Below are 17,645 nucleotides of genomic sequence, written 5' to 3'. Positions count from 1 at the left end.
GGGTGGGTGGGCGCTATTCGCTCTGGTCCAGCATCGGCTTGCCCATTGCTTTGAGCATCGGGTACGACGCGTTTATCGATCTGCTCGACGGCGCCTTCACCATGGACCAGCACTTCCTGAGCGCGCCACTGGAAGCGAACATGCCGGTCCTTCTGGCTCTTATCGGCATCTGGAACATCAATTTCCTGCGCGCCGAAACCCAGGCAATCATTCCTTACGATCAGGCCTTGCACCAACTGCCGGCATTCCTGCAGCAGCTGGATATGGAGAGCAATGGCAAGTCCGTGGACATTGATGGCAATCCGGTCGGTCATGCCACCGGTCCCATTGTTTGGGGGCAAACCGGTTCCAACGGTCAGCATGCGTTTTTTCAAATGCTTCACCAGGGGACCCGTTTCGTACCCATCGACTTCATTGCAACGCTGAAACCCGAAAGAGACACCAGAGGTCATCATTTTGCCCTGCTAACCAACATGTTGGCACAAGCCAATGCCTTTATGAATGGCGACGCTCAGACCGACCAATACGCCAGTTGTCCTGGCAATCGCCCAAGCAACGTGCTGCTGATCGACGAATTGACGCCCCGAAATCTTGGCGCCCTCATTGCCCTATACGAACACAAGGTCTTCGTGCAGGGTTCCATCTGGAACATCAATTCCTTTGATCAGTGGGGAGTTCAGCTTGGGAAACGGCTGGCCAATGATATCAGCCGCGATATTGAACAACAGAGTCACAGGTACGATTCGTCAACCCGGGGGCTTATGGAAATCGTCAAAAAGCACCTGCACACAGGTACAGCCGATTCAGACCCAGCGGTGGAAGAGGGAAGCAGTCAATGATCAAGGTTATTTCATTCGGTGAAGCCCTGGTGGACATGCTCTCAAGCAGGGTGGGTGAAGACCAATCTGAACACTCTGGTTCTGTGAACGAACGCTTCACAAAATTTCCGGGTGGTGCACCGGCAAACGTAGCGGCCGCAATCGGTAAGCTCGGCGGAGACAGCTATTTCGCCGGCAAGGTGGGCGCTGACATGTTCGGTGATTTTCTCATTGAGTCGCTGGAAGCCTTGGATGTGCGAACAGATTATGTGAAGCAAACCAGCGAGGCGAAAACCGCCTTGGCCTTTGTGTCACTGGATAGCACCGGTGAGCGAAGCTTTGAGTTTTATCGAGGACCGTCGGCGGACCTTTTATTCACCCCAAATGAGTTTCAGCCAGAATGGTTCAATGGCCAAGGCATTTTCCATTTTTGCTCCAACACGTTGACTGAACCTGGCATTCTGGAAGCAACCCAGTCAGGACTGGAAAAGGCTAGAGCAGCTGGATGGCTGGTGAGCTTTGATATGAACCTCAGAAATAACCTCTGGCCCAAAGGCACAGATCCATTTGCTGCGGTGTGGACCTGTGTAGAGCAAGCCGATCTTGTAAAGCTATCCACCGAAGAACTGACTTTTCTGTGTAGAGACAAGAACGAATCTGAGGTATTGCAGCGAATCTTAAACTCGGGAGCTTCTTTAGTGTTGGTCACGGATGGCGAAAATCCACTGCGTTACTTCACCCCATCCCATTACGGTTCCATCGAGCCACGAAACGTCCAGATGGTTGATAGCACCGCCGCTGGCGATGCGTTCGTTGGTGGGCTGCTCTATCAGCTGTCGGATCGGGATATAACCGCTGCCAATCTTAAGGCGTTGGGCGAAGACCCCGAAAAACTCGAAGACATACTGACCTTTGCCAGTGCCTGTGGTGCTCACGCGGTAACTCATGCTGGAGCCTTCACTTCTTTGCCAAACCTCGAGGAAGTTTCGGCTTACCTATCCTGATAGGAAGACGCGGGGTTCTACCCCGTTACTGCGGACATTTCTAAAAGAGGCTGAGTTTTCCAAGAAAAAGTGTTGGTCGATCAGCCTGAACGCTCGCTTTGCGACCGCAGCTAACGTTCGAAAATCTCACGGGTATCTAGTTGTAAGTGGCAAGGAGATCACGTTGGCGACGGCAGAATCGTCGAAAAGGTTTTCGAGAGGCGGGCAGGGGAGCTATGAGTTTGTGGCTACCAACAACACCGCGGACAGGAGAGCTGCCAACTTTTGATTGGTTAGGTTTCTCAAGAAGGTCAACCGGACGATCCTGATTCCTGAGCAGTTGACGATTCCACTCCGGATGAGCCATGCAAACAAACTTGTTGTTAGAAAAGTCCAATACTGTTTAGTACTGGACACAGGGTCGGGTACAACGATGATTCTGAGATAGCCAGAGCTATCCGCTTGCTGGGTTATCCAACATATTGGTACCCGGCATCCTGCAACGCTTCCTTCAGTGACTCCTCAGGAGGTTCTTCATAAATGAGCGTCGTTGAAGGTGAAACATGGCCAGCGATTTTTTGAGCAACTTTAACTGACTTCTTTTGGTCATGAATGATATTTGTCATTAACGTCCGCCGGCCACTGTGGGAGCTCGCTCGCTCAATACCTGCCCAATGCCTCTGCATCAGAGCTAAGTGTTCCTGGAGAGTGTTGGGAGAGTAGGGGCCTCCTTTTTGAGTCAGGAATAGATGATCAGTCTTTTTCACCGAAGGATCTGCTGCCAGACGGATCGCAAGGTAATTTTCTATAGCAGTTCTCAGTGCTGCGTCATTCATCGGAAGATCGCGCGATTTACCACGGTGCTTGTTCACCTCAGGATATAAATCCTCCGGTTTGATCTCGGCGCCGGCCTTAGCCATGGTTTCAATTCGCTGAACAAGCTGGTGAAAATCGTGAACACTGAAACTGATCCGACGGCGTTGGTAAGATGATTTGGATCGCCTCAGCGCATCGGCACCTTTAGTGTAAGCCGCAGGCAACGCCAGGATTTCTCTGAGCTTGAACGAACGCTGGCCAGAAGTGTCGGGCCGAGTTCGGCAACGTCTTTGATCTGTAAAAGCGCGATTTCCTGGACTCGCAGCCCGAGCTTGAAGCTGATCTGAACCAACGCCGTATTCTTTTCAGGATAGCGATGTTCCCGGATCACGCTCAAGAGGTGGCCGAACTGTTCGGGCGTCAACACGCGTGCCTGGCCAGTTTTACTCATTTAAGGAGGCTCCTGGTAATGCGCTGGCATAGAAGGGGGGAGCGCAAATAAAATCCGTAATAATGTTATTTTAACGGATTTTATCTCGGGAAACGTATATTGAAGGTCAGTGGTGGTTACAGGCCCAGCGATCTCAGTCGCAACGCCCAATAATTTCACCTACGAACAAGGTTCCTCCGTTGAAGGCCCCCAAGCCATTGATTGATTTAGTGTGGACCAACTTCTTTCTTTCAGGGAAAACAGACCAGGTTTCTATAACCGATTTACCATTCTCAACGGCGTCAATGCACAGTAGAGTCAGCGCTCCGACTTGGTTGCAACTCATGTTATTAGGAGTAACTTTGCTTTCCGGCCCATTCAATTCAACGATAAACCTCTCTTCGCTGATACCCTCCTCAGAGATTTCAAATTCGAAACCTTCGCGCGTGGACTGACCCTCAAGATTACAATGACGTAACAGCCGGCTGCGGCATTCATCGGAGCTACCAAACATAAAAGTAGAGCTCTTATTCGTAGTCCCATCTTTTTCTTGGTTAGGTCGTCTGTCCAAGTTTAGGAAATAGCCTGCACTAGGTAGGTTAGGTCAGAGCCACCATGAACAAAAACGCACCAAATCAGCAAGTTAGACTTTGTAGTACTTATTGTGGAAATTTAGCACTTGTTGTGGAAATTTTTAGTACTTTCTGTGGTCGTCCACCAATCTGAACCGCGCGAACCGGAAAACGTCATGCCTTACTGCGCATAATGTATATTATGTTAAATATGGTGTGCACCGGACGTAACGAAAGTCCAAATGCCCGCGAATCAGAAATACTCAAACTCCAGATCCTGATAAACCCTTCCAGCGTTTTTCCCGGCGAGCTCCTCAAAGGTGTCCAGATAAGACCACTGTGATTGGTCAATATTGTAGGCATCGTTCAGGCCGCCACCCTGCTCGAGAATTTCGATGACCGCATTACGCAGAAAAACGAGATAGCCTCGGGTCTCTTCGGTAACAACGTCAATTGTCGTGGGTTCACCGTGGCCGGGAATCACTATCTCCGGATCCAGTTGCGCTGTCATCTTATCGAAGGATTCTACCCATGCTCCGGTCTCCGTATCCTCGAAAACAGCCAGCAGGCGTTGGTGGAAACCGAGGTCTCCAGTAATCAGTAACTTTTGCTCTGGCACCCAGAGTGCGATATCCCCCGGAGAATGCCCAGGGCCGAAATAATGTAGCTGTATCTGCACGTCGCCCATGTCGAGATCGTGTCGCTCTTCAAAGCCAATATCCGGAACGGCAACGTAAGTCCCTTCCGCTTTCTCCTTGTTCCGTCGCTTCATGGACGCCAGCTTGGCATCGCCCTGGTGCTCGAATTCCCGGATAGCTTCATTCTGAGCAATGATCGGAACGCCTTGATCACGCCAGTAACTGTTACCCAGCATGGAATGACCCTGGGCGTTTTCATTTACTACGTATTTGACGCCTTTTTCCGTGATACTGCGGATCGAATTGTGGAAGGCTTTCGCAAGCAGATAATTATCGCCGCCGTTGAACACCACCACACCTTTCTCAGTAATGATGAAGCTGAGATTGTTATTGTGGCCATGGTTTTCATAGGTGCCCGGAGCGGTAGCACCTATGGCCGAATAGGCCCGGTCGGTGACCTTCGTCAGTTTCAGTTTCTCGGGAACGCTATCACTGGCCGCAACAAGTCCGGGAAGTATTAATAGCGCAAAGAACAGATCTTTTAGTCCCATGGTTGATCTCCTTACCAAACTGCATCAATCCGGATGTCTGAACACCGCCTCGGATAATGCCGAGTCGTCCGGCAAACCTACGATTTTGCGAACGTTTCCCTCCGAGTCTCGATAGAACACGGATGGAGTTGCTGCAGCAGACAGGCTGGTCATCAAACGATTGTTGCTCTGTACCTTTTCTCGCAAGTCTGTTGGAACATTGTCGTCAGACTCCAGCCAGTCCCTGGGGAATTGGCTGTCATGAAACTCGAGTTTGCTAATTGGATCTTCAGCCCCGATCACACTGGCAGCCTTTGCAAGACTGGACGGTTGAATCATTCCAACCATGATATGGCGTAACTCGATTCCCCGCGTTAGATACGTCTGCGCCTTGTCGCGAAACACCAGACAATAGCCGCAATTGGGATCTGAGAAGACATAGACGATTCGAGTGGCATCAACCGGTCCTTCGGAAATCCAGGCAGCATCCGCCAGTCTTTGCCAGGCACCTGTCAGGTCCGGATCCGGTAGCCAGCGCCTGATATGATCTGAACTGAGATCCTGACCAAAACCGTCCATCATCCTGCCAACCACTACGTGTTCTCCATCCGGCATGAGATAAAGCGATACCGAACGCCCGCTTCTGCGGCCGACAAAGCCTTTTAGCCCTCCTGGCGCTTCAAAGCTGGCCTCTATCGTGAGTCCGTCGGCAACCAGTGTCTGGACTGCATCCGGGTATGGCTCAGAAACGGCCATCGACGGCACCAGAAATAGTGGCCAAACGACTTTCAGAAACCCTCGTATCATCTTGATTTACCGTTTATTCGACCGTTAGAAGGAGGCCATCTCCAGGTCCATCTCTACTTCTGCAACACCTGCCTGGGCACACATCTCGTCAGTCTCTCCTGAGGGCGCGCCACTTACACCCACCCCACCAACGGTTTCACCACTGGCCTGAATGGGCACACCTCCCGCCGAGAGCAAAACTTTCTCAACCTTGCCGACGGAGAATGGCCCGGTGAAGCGGTCCTCCAGGGACGAGGTCGGACTGGTGAAGGTCATGGCCGTATAGGCTTTCCGATAGCTGACTTCGAGCGAGAGGTCCATTGCCAACACGTCCCGCAACACGACTTGTGGATGCCCTCCCCGGTCGACGACCGTCACTGCCACCTGAACACCCTGCTCCCGGCAGGCATCAATGGCTGTTTTTGCGATTGTCAGTGCGGTATCCATCGACAGTTTCTTGATTTCCACCATTACTGGCTGACTGGTTTCCTGAGCGCCAGCCAGACCGCTGGCTGCCATAGCTGCCGCTAATGTGAGGGACCTTGTAAATGTGGTTTTCATGGCATGCTTCCTTTCTGGGACCAGACGATTATGGGCGAACGAGAACATAGCCTTTCTCAACCTCGTCGAGAATGTGAGCCACCCCCACGTCAACCGGGATACTGTCCGGATGGAGGGCCGGTCGGTTGCCGGTCTCTCTTTCGATGGTATTAATCGTGTTCATACAGACGGTGAACCGGACACCCTGGGCAATGAGGCTACTGATTCTTTCCCGGCGGCTGTTATCGGCGTACATCAGGCGAACACCGGGTCCGAATGTCGTAATTTCCATATCGATGGCATCGGGGCCGTAAAACTCGATCAGGTTGGCCGCGACGCTCAGAACCTTGTTCTGTTTTTCAGCTTCACCGTCACTTAACTGCAGAAGCAGGAATTTCTCGGCAAAGGGCTTACTCTCACTCAAAGGTTCCGCGTGAAGCAGGCCTGACGCTATCAAAAGCGCGAGGGCCATCAGCACAGTGATTGGCACCTTCATGAGAATCGGGATCATCAGTTACCCTGCATAGTCTTCAAGTCCCGGGTTTCCCTGGACATTTTTGAGCTTCGGAGTGTTGAACTTTTCGATTTTTACAGTCTTTTCGGACCGCAGATAATCGGCAACCACATCCCATATTGGTCGACCTGGCGCCCGCGAGTTAACCGTGGCCCAACCAGCAACTTTATACATTTTGTTCGCTTCGATTCGTTCGCCATTATCCAGGCGCATATCTGAAATCCGACCGTTCATTGTGCCGGTGGGATCGCAGGTGTAATCCATACCGCCAACGCGAACCATATCGCCGCCCTGCTGATAATAAGGATCCTTGTTGAACAGGTTGTCGGCCACATCCTCCATAATCAGTTTGAGGTCGGCGCCGGACATTTCCCGCACGTAGGTTTCCGGATAGGTGATCGCTGTGGCGTTCATTACGTCTTCCATGGTGATGTTATCGCCTGGTAGCACAGTCGTGCCCCACCGGAAGCCTGGCGACAGGGCAATCTGGGCATCAAGCACCTGGCGTTGCGCATCGCAGATCACCTGGTCCATGGTGCCGTTGAAATTGCCACGTCGGTAAAGCAGCTCGTCGGCCACAGCAAGCTTTTCGCCGAGCCTTTCCAGATATGGCGCGCGGACCTCCTCAATGAATCTGGTCATCGAGGGATCCGGTTTAATCAGGTCAGAGAACACGGGCAACAGTTTGTACTCGTAGCCTCGCACGCCGTTATTGCCGATATCCAGATCCAGGACTGCAACGTATTTCCCATTGGTACCGGCGTTACTGACCAATGTCTTACCGCCCGGATTGGTAACCTCCGTCGGTTGTGGAACCGCATCGTGGGTATGACCACCAAGGATGGCATCGATACCTGTAACGCGGCTTGCCATTTTCAGGTCGACGTCCATGCCATTGTGAGAAAGCACAACCACCGCGTTGACCTTTTCCTTTTCCCGGATCCCGTTCACCAGAGATTGCATCTCCGATTCGCGAATGCCCATGCGCCAGTCAGGAATAAAATAGGAAGGGTTGGCTATCGGGGTGTAAGGAAACGCCTGGCCTATGACTGCGACCCGTTTGCCCCCTAGTTCGCGGATGGTGTATGGCTTGAAAACTCGGCCACTCATTTCATCAAAGGATTCCGCACCCATGAACATGGCTTCGTCAGAAAGGAAGACGTTCTGGGCAACAAACTCGCCTTTGAAGGCGCTCAGGTTCTTACGAATCTGCGCTTCCGGATAGGTGAATTCCCAGTGTGCGGTCAGGACGTCGATACCAAGCTGATTGCTGGCTTCGACCATATCTTCGCCGTTGGTCCAGACAGCTGTTCCGGAGCCCTGCCATAGATCGCCGCCGTCGAGCAGAAGTGAGTTACCTGCACCCGCCTGCTCCCGAAGCTGGTCTATGAGCGTTTTAAGATGGGCAAACCCGCCAAGTTTTCCGTATTCCTGCGCGGCTTCGGCGTAATTCAGATAGGTGAAGGCATGGGAACGCCGGCCACCAGACGGTATGCCGAAATGGTCCAGAAAGTGACTGCCTACAAGGTGTGGGACCTTGCCTCTACTGGGACCTATCCCCAGGTTAACGTTTGGTTCCCGAAAATGAACGGGGAGCAACTGGGCATGGATATCGGTGAGATGCAGCAGCCGAACGTTACCAAACATCGGAGCGTCGTACAGTCCCTCGCCGCCTTTTGCCAAAGCAAGTTTCGGGGCGAGCCCGGCGAGGGCTGCCGCTTGCATGGCCATCAGGAAGTCTCTTCGGGAAATTGTCACTGCCCTCTCCTTTTCTTAGTCGTTATGGGAGCTCACCAGCCTGCCCCCATTTTCCATGGGGTGGCTGGTTGTTTCGGAGCGATGATCAGTTGCCTATTGCCACCTGGCGCCAGGCTTCCTGTTGTGTTTTCCTTTGGGCGACCGACTCTTCAGCGAGTTTTAGCGCTTCATTCGCCATTGTTTTGGCTTTCTTGTATTCACCATTGTCAGCAGCCGATTTCGCTGCCTTTAACCGATCACCCGTTACCGTCCACTGGAAGGTTCCCGCATCCTTATGAGTGCTTTGCGCTTTAGCGAAGAGCTCTTCGAAGTCCTCTTTCTCGCCCGCCTGGACAGCGAGCGGAGCAGATAGGGCGAGCGATATGGCGATTGTGAGTAAAGGCTTTTTCATTACGTTTCTCCCTTTCCGATCCAGGCCTATGGCCGCGTCGCTGGTCCAGCAACGGGCAAACCATTGCTCATATAGGTAAGGAAGTACTCAAGATTTCGATATTCCTCACTTTGGGCTGGCAAAGGATCCGCGCGCACGTTGTTGTTACAGCCGGCGAAGCGGCGATGCAGTGTGCCCAGTTCTCCCCACTTGGAGCGGTGTACCGGGAAGTTGGCTGGCTGACCGAGTGCCGGCGAGAGGAAGTCTGCCCGAATCCACTTGCCAGGGTTCTGCACGTGGCAGCTTGCGCAAGAGAAATTCAGCTGCCCGCGCCGGCTGTAATAGAACTCCTTGCCATCCTGGTAAGCCGCCATGGCATCGGGATTGTCGGGAACCTTGATATCAATAGGCTTGCCCTCGGAGGTGGATGCCATATAGGCGGAAATCGAGGCAATGGCCCCTTTCTTCCATCTCAGAGGTTTTTCACCATTGTCCTCACGGCAGCGATTTATGGCGAGTTCAAGCGTGATAACTTCGTTCTTTTCTGTATCGAAGTACGGATAGTTCTGGCGAATACCGATACCGTCATTTTCGAAACAGCTCGCGTATGTCTTGCCGTTGGCAAAAGGCGTCTCGAACATTTCCTGACCTTCCGCTACGGCAAATTCGTAGGGTGGGAAGTCCTGCATTGATTCCCACTGCTTTCGCCGATCTTCGTTCAGGGCGTATTGCCCGTTAACAAACTCCTCAAACGGAACATCCGGGAACATCTGTTTGAAGTATTCAACCGCCTCTTTCCTGTCTTCTTCCGGAGTCGAGCCCGCCAATGCCTGGGGAATGGCCAGTGCAACACCGAGCGAGACCAGAATGACTTTTGCTTTAAGCATATCCAATCCTCCTATTCGGCTGCTCGGGGAGAATCCCCCGGCGGCCAATTCTCAGGCGATCGTTGCGGTGGTTGAATCGCTTTCGCCTTCGTTGTCGACCCAGCTAATGGTGAGTTCGTCACCCTTCTTGGCGCCCTCGAATCGGCATTCCAGAAAGGGATCCTTGGATACCGCCGGGCCCCAATTGGCCACGAAAACGTTCTTGCCCTTGTGAGCAATGGTAAGAACCTTGATGAAATGCGCCGGGATGACGTTCCCTGCTGAATCCTTAACGAAGCCTGAATCCATGGGGTGTCGAACCAGGGCTTTTAGTGATGTCACGCCGCCATTCTCTACTGCTCGAACTCTGATACTGGACGCCATTGTTGTTCTCCTGTCCGGTTAGCTTTTAGCCGCCGCAGCCGCCAACGGTAACTTTCACGTTCTGGGTCGCCTTGTAGGCCTTGCCGTCGGAAATAACGACTGCCACAACATCCGTCGTCTCAGCCATTTTCAGGCGGTTTGATACAAAAGGCAGTGTGCCTTCAGGAACGTCGAAATAGGCCGCCAGGGCGTTGGGGTTCTTGGCGACCAGCAGTCCGATGCTGGTTACATTAGGGAGCGAGGTTTCGACGGTCACTGGCACAACCGCGCCATTCTGGGCAATAGTCGGCAGGTCCATGGTGATCTTGTCGGACTCGCTCGCTTCCATCCCGTAAAGTTCGGCGATGGTGTCATCCACCCCCGGGGTCTTGAAGGCCTTGTCCGGCCAATCAGATGCGTCGGGAGCGGTCGCGGCCTCGACTCGTAGCGGCACAAGGCCGGAACCCAGTGCGAACCCGGCGACACCTGCGCCCAGCATCCCCTTCAAAAAGCCTCTTCGCCTTTGGTCAGTCACGGTAACTTCTCCTCCGCAGTTAGAGCGTATACAGGTAATCGATGATCCGGTTGATTTCTTGTTTGCTCAGGATCATGTGTCTCCCGAACGGTGGCATCACCGTCACGGGATTGAACTGGGTTTCGTCCCAGATGCGTTTGAACAGCATTTCTCGGTCTGGAAAACGGGCCTGCATGTCAGCCAGTTCCGGCCCGATATTTCCGGTAAGCTTGCCGTCGTCCATCTTGTGGCAGGCAAGGCAGTTTCCGTCTTTTCGGCTGTATGCGAGTTCTTTACCGCGGTCGATATCAGCCTGGGTTGTTTCGGCAAACACCGGCGCTGTCGCGCTCAGTGCGAGTGTGGTCAAGCACACAGAGATGAGCCCTTTTCGCATTACGCAGTCCTCCTCAGCCTTGTTTCCTGGAGCCTCGACTCCAGATCAGCCTTCTTATTCTGTCATCCCCTCATCAAGGGGGCCGGTGGTGCTCGGAGTCAGGTTTTTCCCAGCTGCTGAGTCGGAAACCGTCACCGACTCTTTGCAGTCCTTCATACAGCGTTCATTGCTGACAACCGGACGTGGATCCTCCCAGGTGAAGCCATCCTGATTGGGCATAACCACTTCCGGCAGGGTTTCTTGGTTGGCTACAAAATCGCTTTCCACGATGTAGTTCAGGTTCAGCACATAGGCCGTGAGCGCATAGACCTGATCATCGGTCAGGGACTGGGGCGCGAAGAAAGGCATAGCGCGATGAATGTAGTCCCAGAGTGTTGAGGCGTAGGGCCAGTAGCTTCCGACGGTCTTTTCGGGACGATCCTCTGCGAGGCTTCCGTCACCCCCTGCCAGTTTGGGGTAACGGCCCATCCCCTCACCGAATGCGCCGTGACAGGATGAGCAGTAGGTTTCATAGACCTGCATACCCTCATCAACACTGCCGCTGCCCTCTGGAAGCCCCATGCCGTCAGGCCGGACATCAATATCCCAGGCCGCAATCTGTTCTTCGGTCGCGGCTGCACCGTATCCATAATGGCCTGCCGGTTCCGCGACACCGGTCATCGGCGCGGAGACGAGCGCTACGCCCAGACAGATTCCCGTCAAAGCACGCGACGATTCAAGAAAGCTGAACATTGACGACACTCCCGTCTGCGTTGACTTTCCAGGTCTGGATGGCGTTTTTGTGGTAAATCGAATTGGTGCCGCGAGCCGCTTTCAGTTGCCCAAGCGTTGGCTGCACATAACCGGTTTCATCGATGACTCGCGACTGTAAGAGTGCCGGATCACCATCCCACTTCCATTCCAGAGAAAATCGGGTCAGAGATTTGGACATCACCGGCTCCCTGAGTTGGGCCTGTTGCCAGTTCTTCCCACCGTCAACCGAAACATCGACCGCTCTGACCTTGCCTCGTCCGCTCCAGGCGAGCCCTTCGATTTGGCAAATACCCTTGCCTCGAACCGGCATCTCCGGGCATGGCGATGTGATGACTGATTTGGCCTCCATTACCCAGGTAAAACCGTGAGCAGTGCCATCAGGCATCAGATCGGTGTACTTGGAAGTTTCCTCCCGTTGCATCCAGGGCTTGTCTCCCACTTCCAGGCGCCGCAACCATTTCACATGGGTGTTTCCTTCCCAGCCTGGAACCACCAGGCGAATCGGATAGCCCTGCTCACGCCTCAGTGCTTCGCCGTTCTGGGCGTACGCGACAATGACATCGTCCAGAGCCTTTTCGAGTGGAATGCTTCGGGTCATGGCGGCACCGTCAGCGCCTTCGGCCAGCAGCCATTTGCCTTTGGGCTGGATTCCCGCTTCCTGCAAAAGTGTTGAAAGCCGTACGCCGGTCCACTCGGCGCAACTGACCATGCCATGCAAAAACTGAAGTGAATTGAGCTGTGCGCCACGCCATTCCATGCCCCCGTTTGCGGGGCACTCAATGAAATTGATCTGGGAAACGCTCGGAAAACGCTGCAGATCTTCCATAGAGAGAATGATTGGCCGGTCTACCAGGCCATGAATCATCAAACGGTGCTGTTGGGGATCGATTTCGGGACGTCCTGCATGGTGCCGTTCGAAGAAAAGACCGTTCGGTGTGATGATTCCTTTCAGGTGCTGAAGCGGGCTGAAACTGATGGACGAAACCTTGTCCGCAGTTAACCAGGGCACGTTTCGCCGAATGACATCTTTTTCAAAAGGTGATGGAACGCCATAGGGGTCCGCCACGACACCCGGCCCCAGCGAGCGGGTCCATGAGGGTATTTCAGGGGGGTACTGGGTTGCCGCCAGAGCCTTGGGTGCAATGCCTGCGAGTGCCCCACCAACCATGGCACTACCAGCTGTAAACAAGCCGCTTCTGAGAAACCGTCTGCGTTCTGCTGAGGGTAAGCGTTCGGACTCTTCCAGGGCGATTTCGGATACACCCTGGTTGAGTCGGCGAAGTTTGCCGAGCATATTTTTCTCCTCCTTCGATGCCCTTTCGGGACAGTCGGCCGGCATCAGTGAAGCACTGCAATGACGGACTTGTTGTTTCTGTTATAAGGATATAACTTTATTTATAGCCGTCTTGAAATCAGGTTACAAGTGGTTTTTGGGGCAGGATCAGCCCAGCGCCGGAAGGAAAAGGTGGTTTTTGAATTACATAAAATACGTGTAAGACGCGGTTATCCATGGCGTTTGTATGACCGGAATCGGCCAAGGAGGAACATCAAATGCGGGACAAAAAAATTCAAAGCGGTATTACTACTGCCGGATTATTGGCAACGATCACCTTCGGGGCTGGAAACCTTATGGCGGAATCCTCGTCGGCCTACCCTGCGCTCTCAATACCGTTTGAGGCAGAGTCGGTTGGCGCCGAAAACGTTTACTATTTCGCTGGTCAGTCTGGTGTTCCCGGTCCTGAAAACGAGGGCTTAACTGCCAATTCCGGGTTTGTCATTACTGGAAAGGGTGTGGTGGTTTTCGATGCCCTTGGAACGCCCAGCCTTGGCTTCGAAATGATCGCCAAAATACGCGAAATGACTGCACTACCCATCACTCATGTGGTGATCAGCCATTATCATGCAGATCATGTGTATGGGCTCCAGGCGTTCAGGGATCATACAGAGGCAAAGATCATTGCTCAGGAATCATCAGCGGCCTATATCCAGAGTCCGGACGCGGATCGAAGGTTGGAGCAGCGTAAAGTGGCGCTGTCACCCTGGGTTGATGACGAAACCCGTCTGATCGCTCCAGACATGACTTTCGATGAGACGACGACGTTCGAATCAGGCGGTTTCCGTTTCACGATATTGCACGCCGGACCAGCTCATGCTCCGGATGACAGTCTGATGTTAGTAGAACCAGCAGGTGTTCTGTTCTCCGGCGATATTATTCAGAATGGCCGTGTCCCTTTCCTGGCAAGTTCCGAGGTTGATACCGCGAACTGGATGTCAGCAATCGACGAAGTCAGAGCCCTTGAGCCGGAGATTCTGATACCCGGGCATGGCCGGGCATCCGGAAGCGCTATGGCGGCCCTGAATTTCACCTATGATTATCTGGCGTACGTTCGAGAAAAGATGGGGGATGCGGTAGATCAATGGATGCAGTTTGAAGACGCCTACCAGCAGACAGACTGGTCACGATACGAAAACCTGCCAGCGTTCGATGCCTCTAACAAGGCAAACGCCTATCGCGTTTACCTTGAGATGGAAAAAGCGGCTCTGGGAGGGAGCTAACGAGAGCTTGGGTTGCGCTATTCGGCGTCTGTCGCCTCGCGCACGTGCGCCTCATGTTGTTCGACCAGCTCTTCGAGTGTCATGTATTCACACTCCCTTTCGGCAAGAAAGGAATCTGCCGAATCGATAAGGATATTGTCATCACGCATGAATCTGCGCCCGAGAAGGACCGGGTAAGAGAATTTGCCACGGTCAGTCAGGGAGAACTGAGTGGTGTGGCTGGTTCCGGCGATGCAGAAATCCATCATTACCACGTACCGTCTTTGGGAAGGCGCGCCTTTTCGTTTGATCAGAACAGTCCGCTCGATCGGTCGTTCCAATTCGATAATGACGCTCTCATGGTCCAGCTCACCTTCTGTGGGCTGATCTTTGTGGTCGCCGAGCGGAATCTGAAAGTTGACCCACTCCTCACCATCCTTATCAAACGGTTCTACATTGACCGCGTGCAGTGAAGAGGTTTTGGCGCCGGTATCGAGGCGAGCCTTGAGCCTAAGGCTGGTGTCCTGCATGACGACCCATTCAACATAGCCAAGAGTCTCGGGAGGCCCTTTTTCAACGCTTGGTTCGGACTCTTGCGAAACAACCATTGTGGATAGGCAAAAAATCGCAGCAGTCGCGCCTAATTTGCTAACAAAACTCATTCAATACCTCCTGCAAATTCCTGTAAATCCGGGAAAAATGATAAAAATTTGTGCTCCAGTTCGTCCTGGTTTGTGCGGATCTCCGTGATCATGCCGGTGAAATCATTTCTGAACCGTATGCGCCCTGCAACACGGTCCAACGCGTAGCCTATGTTTTCAAGGTCCTGGTAGGCGCCGAACCAGTCGTTCCACACCATTCGCCGCGTAACAAGGGCCATTTTTTCCGGCATCAGGTGCTCTTTCTCCTGCAACTCGTTGTATATACGGTGAATAAACGCGCCGCGCTCAGTGTCGCTGAAGCGATCCCAGTGTTTGAGAAGAAAATGATCGTAAAGAATATCGAGCGCGACTCCGGCAAATCGGCGTCTTTGTCGAGAGAACAGCTGCTTGCTGGCAAGCACCTCGGGATGCTGGTCGGTGAAGCTGTCGACCGCCAGGTGGTGACGGACGCCCTGCCTCACCGGGTCCGGTAGCGTCGAGAGATCGACGCCCCGGGTAAAGTCACCGAGGATGCTTCCCACCCGTGCTTCAGGTGAGTCCGGCGCGAGAAATACATGAGCCAGATGGTTCAAACAGTCTCCCCGGTGGCCTGGTTTCAGAAGTTGAACTGAATGCCGACGCCCAGACCATCGATTTCGGCATCACTGTCTTCATAATAACGCATGTATTCGAGGTTGCCGGACAGGTTCGGAGCAAATTCCATGTTCATGCCGATGCCATAGGATACGTCGCTCTCGTCTTCTGTTGCGGTTCCCAGAAATGAAGAAGCTTCGATTTCAACCCGGGTAAAGCCAAGGATAGCGTATGGCGTAATCGGTGATTCGTTGGCCAGATTGAATGTGGCATAGCCGCCGAAAAAGTTATCCAGTGAAAAATCGACCCCGCCGATGCGGTCATCATCCACGCCAAAACCGCCCCGCGCTTCGATACCCAGATACGGCGTCGCCATCACGCCAACTTTGGCGGAAAGGGTTCCCACATCAGCATCCGCGTTACCGCTCTCAAGGTTCATGAAAGTGTAGTTCAGGCCGGTATAAAGCCCGCCAACGCCAGACTTGTACATGTCCTGGGCAGATGCGGTTCCGGCAGCCGCCAGGCTGGTGGCAAAGACAATGGCAATTGAACGTACGTGTTTCATCTTTTATCTCCTTAACCGAATTGTTCGGTGTACATTACTGAACTTGCAACAGACTCACGCGTTTTGCCATCAGAAAGATCCGCATTTACGCGTTATTTACACCGATTTAATTCGCCAGTAATTTCAGCATCCGCGCGGTGTTACCTTGCGGAAGGCCGACCCCACAGGTATTCTGACGCCGTCTCCCGGTATCAGCTGGCTCGAGCATCCATTGAGAAATCTCTACCCCGTCATTTTCATTGTCAGCGTCATGTTTGTGCTTTTGAGCATTTTCATGACATTGCCTGTCATTTTGCTTGCGGGCTCCGAAACGCCGAACGCCATGGCGTTTGCGGAATCGGCTGCCATTGTCTGGGTCCTTGGCATACTGGGAATGGCCGCCACCTACCGCAAACCGAGGGATTTGAAGCCCCGGTACATGTTCGTGCTCACGGTATCTTCGTGGTTCGTGATTGCTCTGTTTTCATCCCTTCCTTTCTATTTGAGTGACCTCGGCATTTCTGCCGCAGACGCCTTTTTCGAGGGTACCTCGGGCATTACCACCACCGGGGCAACGGTGCTCATCGGCCTCGATAATATGGACAGGGATCTGTTGATCTGGCGGTCGATTCTGCAGTGGATTGGTGGTATCGGGATTATCGGTATGTTCGTTGCGGTGCTCCCGTTTCTGCGGGTCGGCGGCATGCGGCTGTTCGCCACCGAGTCTTCGGAATGGACCGACAAGGCTCTGCCAAGGATGAAAACACTCAGCCGTGGCCTGCTGGTGGTTTATCTGGCGTTTTCGATCATTGCGGTGGTTACCTACTGGTTTTCCGGCATGACACTCTTCGATGCCTTTAACCACGGTCTTACCAGCATCGCCACCGGCGGCTTTTCCACCTCTGACCTGTCCATGGGCAAGTTCAATGATCTGATTCTCATGGAAGCTACCCTGTTCATGATTATCGGCAGCCTGCCCTTCTTCCTGTTCGTTCGTGAAATGCATGGCCAACACGGTGTTCTGTTCCGGGATCAGCAGGTGCGATTGTTCCTCGCGATCCTGTTTTTTGTACCGCTGCTTCTGACTCTCTACCGCTGGATGGTGTCACCGGTTCCCTTCGATCCCATCCATAACTATGCCTCTACCCTGTTCAACGTCACTTCTGTGGTAACAACCACCGGCTATGCTTCCGAAGATTATTCGGCCTGGGGCCCTCTGGCGTTCGTGCTGTTCTTCTTCCTGATGTTCGTCGGCGGCTGCTCCGGTTCCACGGCCGGCGGCATGAAAATCTTCCGGTTCCAGCTTTCCCTGATCATCCTGCGTGAGCAGTTGATGCGCCTGCTGCACCCTCGTGCGGTTCTTACCCGTAACTACAACGGCCGGGCCGTGAGCGATGAGATTATCTCGTCGATGATTGCCTACACGTTTATCTTCCTGCTCTGTCTCTTGTTGATTACGGTTGCCCTGGCCGCCATGCAATTGGACTTTGTAACGGCACTGTCCGGCGCCCTCACCTCGCTGACCAATGTAGGCCCCGGCCTCGGTGACATCATTGGCCCTGCAGGTAACTTCGGGCCGCTGCCCGATGCCGCAAAGTGGGTCCTGTCTGTGGGTATGCTAATGGGGCGTCTGGAGATACTGAGCGTGGTGATCGTTCTTTCGCCGGCGTTCTGGCGTAGCTGAGG

The 17,645-nt window shown here is 53.4% G+C and carries 21 protein-coding genes and 1 pseudogene; 4 read left to right on the top strand and 18 right to left on the bottom strand.

The features are described 5' to 3' along the window. Both pgi and ACWJ62_RS17265 read left to right on the top strand, forming a co-directional pair. Positions 1-839: pseudogene (pgi, locus tag ACWJ62_RS17270) on the top strand (glucose-6-phosphate isomerase); the annotation flags it as partial. Then, on the top strand, positions 836-1,822 hold the full coding sequence (locus ACWJ62_RS17265; RefSeq protein ID WP_449287303.1) for a carbohydrate kinase family protein: 987 nt from the start codon (positions 836-838) through the stop codon (positions 1,820-1,822). The pseudogene pgi and the gene ACWJ62_RS17265, both read left to right, overlap by 4 nt. 449 nt (positions 1,823-2,271) lie before the next feature. On the opposite strand, the gene ACWJ62_RS17260 is transcribed toward ACWJ62_RS17265, so the two are convergent. From ACWJ62_RS17260 to soxC, 15 genes are all read right to left on the bottom strand, one after another. After that, entirely contained in the window at positions 2,272-2,841 is a 570-nt protein-coding gene (locus tag ACWJ62_RS17260) for a tyrosine-type recombinase/integrase (protein WP_449287302.1), read from the bottom strand. Beyond that, the gene (locus ACWJ62_RS17255; RefSeq protein ID WP_449287301.1) at positions 2,805-3,068 is read right to left on the bottom strand and encodes a hypothetical protein; all 264 of its coding nucleotides are present in this window, start codon (positions 3,066-3,068) and stop codon (positions 2,805-2,807) included. Before ACWJ62_RS17255 ends, ACWJ62_RS17260 begins: the two co-directional genes overlap by 37 nt. A 133-nt stretch (positions 3,069-3,201) precedes the next feature. Continuing rightward, on the bottom strand, positions 3,202-3,561 hold the full coding sequence (locus tag ACWJ62_RS17250; RefSeq protein ID WP_449287300.1) for a hypothetical protein: 360 nt from the start codon (positions 3,559-3,561) through the stop codon (positions 3,202-3,204). A gap of 311 nt (positions 3,562-3,872) precedes the next feature. Beyond that, complete coding sequence (locus ACWJ62_RS17245; RefSeq protein WP_449287299.1) at positions 3,873-4,808, bottom strand: MBL fold metallo-hydrolase; 936 nt, start codon at positions 4,806-4,808, stop codon at positions 3,873-3,875. Between the two features lie 24 nt (positions 4,809-4,832). Next, the gene (gene dsbG / locus ACWJ62_RS17240; protein ID WP_449287298.1) at positions 4,833-5,594 is read right to left on the bottom strand and encodes a thiol:disulfide interchange protein DsbG; all 762 of its coding nucleotides are present in this window, start codon (positions 5,592-5,594) and stop codon (positions 4,833-4,835) included. Positions 5,595-5,618: 24 nt separating this feature from the next. After that, positions 5,619-6,134 (bottom strand): GlcG/HbpS family heme-binding protein, encoded by a 516-nt coding sequence (locus ACWJ62_RS17235; RefSeq protein ID WP_449287297.1) that lies wholly within the window; start codon positions 6,132-6,134, stop codon positions 5,619-5,621. A 28-nt stretch (positions 6,135-6,162) separates the two neighbouring features. Further along, positions 6,163-6,624: a DsrE family protein gene (locus ACWJ62_RS17230; protein WP_449287296.1), complete on the bottom strand. Its 462-nt coding sequence runs from the start codon at positions 6,622-6,624 to the stop codon at positions 6,163-6,165. Between the two features lie 3 nt (positions 6,625-6,627). Then, positions 6,628-8,385, bottom strand: a complete 1,758-nt coding sequence (gene soxB, locus ACWJ62_RS17225) for a thiosulfohydrolase SoxB (RefSeq protein ID WP_449287295.1) — start codon at positions 8,383-8,385, stop codon at positions 6,628-6,630. Between the two features lie 85 nt (positions 8,386-8,470). Further along, the gene (locus ACWJ62_RS17220; protein ID WP_449287294.1) at positions 8,471-8,776 is read right to left on the bottom strand and encodes a hypothetical protein; all 306 of its coding nucleotides are present in this window, start codon (positions 8,774-8,776) and stop codon (positions 8,471-8,473) included. A 26-nt stretch (positions 8,777-8,802) separates the two neighbouring features. Next, positions 8,803-9,642, bottom strand: coding sequence for a sulfur oxidation c-type cytochrome SoxA (soxA, locus tag ACWJ62_RS17215; RefSeq protein ID WP_449287293.1), 840 nt, complete (start codon positions 9,640-9,642; stop codon positions 8,803-8,805). 51 nt (positions 9,643-9,693) lie between these two features. Beyond that, entirely contained in the window at positions 9,694-10,005 is a 312-nt protein-coding gene (gene soxZ, locus ACWJ62_RS17210; RefSeq protein WP_148607025.1) for a thiosulfate oxidation carrier complex protein SoxZ, read from the bottom strand. A 25-nt stretch (positions 10,006-10,030) separates the two neighbouring features. Next, positions 10,031-10,519: a thiosulfate oxidation carrier protein SoxY gene (gene soxY, locus ACWJ62_RS17205; RefSeq protein ID WP_449287292.1), complete on the bottom strand. Its 489-nt coding sequence runs from the start codon at positions 10,517-10,519 to the stop codon at positions 10,031-10,033. A gap of 19 nt (positions 10,520-10,538) precedes the next feature. Next, a complete protein-coding gene (gene soxX / locus ACWJ62_RS17200) occupies positions 10,539-10,892 on the bottom strand; it encodes a sulfur oxidation c-type cytochrome SoxX (RefSeq protein ID WP_088828408.1) in 354 nt (117 codons plus the stop codon). Between the two features lie 54 nt (positions 10,893-10,946). Further along, the gene (locus ACWJ62_RS17195; RefSeq protein ID WP_449287291.1) at positions 10,947-11,624 is read right to left on the bottom strand and encodes a c-type cytochrome; all 678 of its coding nucleotides are present in this window, start codon (positions 11,622-11,624) and stop codon (positions 10,947-10,949) included. Beyond that, entirely contained in the window at positions 11,608-12,939 is a 1,332-nt protein-coding gene (gene soxC / locus ACWJ62_RS17190) for a sulfite dehydrogenase (protein WP_449287290.1), read from the bottom strand. The genes ACWJ62_RS17195 and soxC overlap by 17 nt, the downstream gene beginning before the upstream one ends. Before the next feature lie 257 nt (positions 12,940-13,196). Between soxC and ACWJ62_RS17185 the strand changes: the two genes are divergently transcribed. Beyond that, the gene (locus tag ACWJ62_RS17185; protein ID WP_449287289.1) at positions 13,197-14,201 is read left to right on the top strand and encodes an MBL fold metallo-hydrolase; all 1,005 of its coding nucleotides are present in this window, start codon (positions 13,197-13,199) and stop codon (positions 14,199-14,201) included. A gap of 17 nt (positions 14,202-14,218) precedes the next feature. On the opposite strand, the gene ACWJ62_RS17180 is transcribed toward ACWJ62_RS17185, so the two are convergent. Genes ACWJ62_RS17180 through ACWJ62_RS17170 form a run of 3 tightly spaced genes read right to left on the bottom strand, consistent with a single transcriptional unit; the run spans position 14,219 to position 15,980 of the window. After that, positions 14,219-14,842: an ATP-dependent zinc protease family protein gene (locus tag ACWJ62_RS17180; RefSeq protein WP_449287288.1), complete on the bottom strand. Its 624-nt coding sequence runs from the start codon at positions 14,840-14,842 to the stop codon at positions 14,219-14,221. Beyond that, positions 14,839-15,414 (bottom strand): acyl carrier protein phosphodiesterase, encoded by a 576-nt coding sequence (locus ACWJ62_RS17175; protein ID WP_449287287.1) that lies wholly within the window; start codon positions 15,412-15,414, stop codon positions 14,839-14,841. The genes ACWJ62_RS17180 and ACWJ62_RS17175 overlap by 4 nt, the downstream gene beginning before the upstream one ends. Positions 15,415-15,437: 23 nt before the next feature. Beyond that, positions 15,438-15,980, bottom strand: a complete 543-nt coding sequence (locus ACWJ62_RS17170; protein WP_449287286.1) for a porin family protein — start codon at positions 15,978-15,980, stop codon at positions 15,438-15,440. Between the two features lie 250 nt (positions 15,981-16,230). Between ACWJ62_RS17170 and ACWJ62_RS17165 the strand changes: the two genes are divergently transcribed. Continuing rightward, complete coding sequence (locus ACWJ62_RS17165) at positions 16,231-17,643, top strand: TrkH family potassium uptake protein (RefSeq protein WP_449287311.1); 1,413 nt, start codon at positions 16,231-16,233, stop codon at positions 17,641-17,643. The last annotated feature ends 2 nt before the right edge of the window (positions 17,644-17,645 follow it).

The sequence above is a fragment of the Marinobacter sp. PE14 genome (assembly GCF_053566155.1).
Note: the sequence above shows the minus strand (reverse complement) of the source record. Positions and strands in the feature narration are given on the sequence as shown.

Coding starts and splice junctions, on each gene's coding strand:
- soxX (WP_088828408.1), bottom strand. CDS start 10,892: ATGCGAAAAGGGCTCATCTCTGTGTGCTTGACCACACTCGCACTGAGC.
- ACWJ62_RS17195 (WP_449287291.1), bottom strand. CDS start 11,624: ATGTTCAGCTTTCTTGAATCGTCGCGTGCTTTGACGGGAATCTGTCTG.
- ACWJ62_RS17170 (WP_449287286.1), bottom strand. CDS start 15,980: ATGAAACACGTACGTTCAATTGCCATTGTCTTTGCCACCAGCCTGGCG.
- ACWJ62_RS17220 (WP_449287294.1), bottom strand. CDS start 8,776: ATGAAAAAGCCTTTACTCACAATCGCCATATCGCTCGCCCTATCTGCT.
- soxA (WP_449287293.1), bottom strand. CDS start 9,642: ATGCTTAAAGCAAAAGTCATTCTGGTCTCGCTCGGTGTTGCACTGGCC.
- ACWJ62_RS17245 (WP_449287299.1), bottom strand. CDS start 4,808: ATGGGACTAAAAGATCTGTTCTTTGCGCTATTAATACTTCCCGGACTT.
- soxZ (WP_148607025.1), bottom strand. CDS start 10,005: ATGGCGTCCAGTATCAGAGTTCGAGCAGTAGAGAATGGCGGCGTGACA.
- ACWJ62_RS17165 (WP_449287311.1), top strand. CDS start 16,231: ATGTTTGTGCTTTTGAGCATTTTCATGACATTGCCTGTCATTTTGCTT.
- ACWJ62_RS17185 (WP_449287289.1), top strand. CDS start 13,197: ATGCGGGACAAAAAAATTCAAAGCGGTATTACTACTGCCGGATTATTG.
- ACWJ62_RS17235 (WP_449287297.1), bottom strand. CDS start 6,134: ATGAAAACCACATTTACAAGGTCCCTCACATTAGCGGCAGCTATGGCA.
- ACWJ62_RS17250 (WP_449287300.1), bottom strand. CDS start 3,561: ATGTTTGGTAGCTCCGATGAATGCCGCAGCCGGCTGTTACGTCATTGT.
- ACWJ62_RS17230 (WP_449287296.1), bottom strand. CDS start 6,624: ATGATCCCGATTCTCATGAAGGTGCCAATCACTGTGCTGATGGCCCTC.
- dsbG (WP_449287298.1), bottom strand. CDS start 5,594: ATGATACGAGGGTTTCTGAAAGTCGTTTGGCCACTATTTCTGGTGCCG.
- soxC (WP_449287290.1), bottom strand. CDS start 12,939: ATGCTCGGCAAACTTCGCCGACTCAACCAGGGTGTATCCGAAATCGCC.
- ACWJ62_RS17255 (WP_449287301.1), bottom strand. CDS start 3,068: ATGAGTAAAACTGGCCAGGCACGCGTGTTGACGCCCGAACAGTTCGGC.
- ACWJ62_RS17180 (WP_449287288.1), bottom strand. CDS start 14,842: ATGAGTTTTGTTAGCAAATTAGGCGCGACTGCTGCGATTTTTTGCCTA.
- ACWJ62_RS17265 (WP_449287303.1), top strand. CDS start 836: ATGATCAAGGTTATTTCATTCGGTGAAGCCCTGGTGGACATGCTCTCA.